Below are 1,378 nucleotides of genomic sequence, written 5' to 3'. Positions count from 1 at the left end.
GCGCTGCGATCAGCGCGTACACCGCCACCGCCCAGAACGCTCCGCCCGCCAGCGCCCCGATCATCGCCGCGCATGTCCAGTCGATCACCGCATCAGCCTCCCGCATTCCTGAATTGTAGGTACGAACTGGCGCGGGAGCGGGCCGAGTTGGCCCGCGATCGGGCGGCGGTGCTCGCCGACAGCGCCGGCGTGGAGGTCAAGAAGCAGAAGCGCCGGCTGCGCTGACCTGCGGGTACCTCATCCGCGGGGTGCGTAGCTGTAGTCGATGTTGTCGCCGTCGACCGCGGTGACGGTCAGGATGAACGCCGCTCGCTCGGGCCCGTCGGTCACCGCGCAGTCGACGGTGTTCCCGGGCCTGCCCTCCAGGTCACCGGTACACGTCGCCGCCTCGGGACGCCTGTTCAGGTGCCGCGCGAGTTCGTCGAGGAGTGAGGTCTCCACCTCCGCCCGGGTCAGCATCGGCACCAGGTCGAAGTTCATCATCAGTCCCTCGACGCTGGTCACCTCGGCGGTCCGGCGCAGCGTGACCCCGTCGGCGGTGACGTCACAATGGGTCATCTCGCCCAGCTGACCGAGCAGACCCGCGTCGCAGCTGACCTGCGAGGGAGCCGGTCCGTCGCCGTCGGCGACCAGCCTGGCCACCGCGCGCTCGAGCTGAGTCACCGACAGCGCGGGCACCAGCTCGTAGTCGATGGTCTCCCCGTCGACACCGGTGACGGTCACGATCGGCTCGAAACTGTTGGTGGGGCTCATGGTCACGTCGCAGCGCGCGGTCTGCCCCACTTCGCCCACCAGCGGGTCCTTGCACGTCACCGACTCCGGTCGCTCACCTGCTGCATCGAGCCGCGCCGCGATGTCGGACTGGAGGTCCTCGGTGGCCACGGCCGGCACACCGGAAGCGGCCTCGACGCTGCAGCCGGCCAGCGCAACCACAGCTGCCGCCGTCAAAGCGAGCCGACCGGTGGCCTTCCTCATGCGCCAATGGTGGTTGACTGCCAGGGTGCCCCGCAACCACACCCTCGCCCGCCGCCTGCACGACCGTGTCGAACCCGTGCACGCCGTCACCTACTTCGCCCCCGAGAGCCGGACCGCCCTCGACGACCTCGGCTACCGGGGTTTCTGGATGGGGTACTTCGCCGCCCGCTCCGCCCCGCTCGGCGAGGTGCCGGCCGCGGTCGTGACGGCCGCGTTCTACAACTTCACGCCCGAGCGGGTCGCCAAGGCCCTGCCCGCCGCCTGGGAGATCGCCGCCCCCGCCGGCCTTGATCCGGAGCAGCGCGATCTGCGCGACGTCACCGTCGGGGTCGTCGGGATTGTCCCAGTCGACGGGCACCGACAGCATGCCGCACTCGGCCCCGGGCGGGATGCGCACCTGATC

1 protein-coding gene and 1 pseudogene are annotated in these 1,378 nt (G+C 70.8%); one reads left to right on the top strand and one right to left on the bottom strand.

Annotation, left to right across the window (positions count from 1 at the left end; all coding sequences use genetic code 11):
• Nucleotides 1–237 precede the first annotated feature (237 nt).
• Nucleotides 238–975: a DUF4333 domain-containing protein gene (locus ASJ79_RS24080; protein WP_067960894.1), complete on the bottom strand. Its 738-nt coding sequence runs from the start codon at nucleotides 973–975 to the stop codon at nucleotides 238–240.
• Here ASJ79_RS24080 and ASJ79_RS24075 point away from each other — a divergent pair.
• Nucleotides 974–1,378, top strand: a pseudogene (locus tag ASJ79_RS24075) (hypothetical protein); the annotation flags it as partial. The gene ASJ79_RS24080 and the pseudogene ASJ79_RS24075 overlap by 2 nt on opposite strands.

This window comes from Mycobacterium sp. NAZ190054 (assembly GCF_001545925.1).
GTDB lineage: Bacteria > Actinomycetota > Actinomycetes > Mycobacteriales > Mycobacteriaceae > Mycobacterium.
The sequence above is the reverse complement of the archived record's forward strand: the minus strand, read 5'-3'. Positions and strand labels throughout refer to the sequence as shown.